Here is a 1,266-nt window from a genome sequence, read left to right as displayed (position 1 = left end):
CCGGGTGGCCGCTTGTACGCGTGCGCCCCGTGCCGGGAGCAGCGCGGCCTCGCCCCATACGGCGCGCAGCGGTGACCACCGCCCCATCCCGGCCGGACGCGTCCGCCCCGGCGTGCCGGATCGGGGAACACCGCATGTGCCCGGGCCCGCATGTGGTGCGCCGGCCGGGCGCCCCGGCGTGGGAACGCCCGGTGGAGACCTACCGGTGCGGCTGCATGTGCCATCGCCGCTGACCGCCGACACCAGAGGGCCCCGCACGCGACTGCGTGCGGGGCCCTTGGCCGTACCGGCCCCGGCCCCCTCTACCCGCCTTACCGTGCAGGTCAGGAGCCGCTACCACCCCCGTGACCGGGGTAGTGGGCCCCCGCTACTTTCGCGGCCCTGTGGCAGGCACCGATGGCCTCGGTAGCGGGGGCTCTGTGATGGCCTGGGTCAGGGGAGCCCCCTCTACCCGAGGAGGAATTCGAGGGGGGCGGCGCCCTCGATGTCGCGGCGCTGGTACCCGGCGGCGTTGGTGCCGCTGATCTTGACCTGCTTGCTGGTCCGCTTCACGCCGGCCGCTTCGAGTTCGGCGGCCAGGCGCTCGGCGCTGAAGTCGCCGTACACGTCCTCGTCGAGGTTCACGAGCCCGGCGAGCAGGTCGACGGTGAACATGCGCGGGCTGTGCCGCATCACGTCCAGCACGTCGGTGAGGATGGGCGGGATCTTCAGCCCGGCGGCGTCGGCCGCGGCGGTGACGTCCCCGGCCGCGTCCCCGGTGAGCTGCCCGGCCGCCTCGCGCAGGGCACGCCCCTTGGTGCAGAGCTTCGCGAAGCCGGGCCCGTCGAGGTAGTCGGCCCGGACGGTGACGTACGAGGCGGGCCCGGTCACGAGAACACCGACGCCCTTGTGTTCCTCGGACAGCACTGACGCGTCGGCACCCTGGGCGGCCTTGCCCTTGCCCAGCACCATGTCCGACGACGTTCGGTCCACGACCTGTGTCGAGTACCGCAGTGTGATGATCTCCCGCAGCTTCGCCGGGACGGACTCGGCGTCGGGCCGCTGGGACGCGAAGTTGGAGACGAACCCGGCGGCCGGACCGCGCCGCGCGATGCGGCACAGGTCGTTGATGACCTGCTCGCGGTCCTCGCGCTCCATCGCGGTGAAGTACTCCTGTAGCTCGTCGATCGTCACGAAGATGACCGGCAGGTTGTACCGGGCTACCAGGTCCGGGGTCAGCTTGCCCTCGGGGCACAGCGAGGTGGGCAGGTCCCGCAGGATCGCGAA

Annotated in this window: 1 pseudogene; it reads right to left on the bottom strand. The window is 72.4% G+C overall.

Going from position 1 to position 1,266, the window contains the following annotated elements:
- Window positions 1–447: 447 nt before the first annotated feature.
- Window positions 448–1,266: pseudogene (locus ACIQMX_RS42495) on the bottom strand (cell division protein FtsK); the annotation flags it as partial.

Source organism: Streptomyces sp. NPDC091416 (assembly GCF_044756845.1).
Lineage (GTDB): Bacteria > Actinomycetota > Actinomycetes > Streptomycetales > Streptomycetaceae > Streptomyces.
The sequence above is the reverse complement of the archived record's forward strand: the minus strand, read 5'-3'. Positions and strand labels throughout refer to the sequence as shown.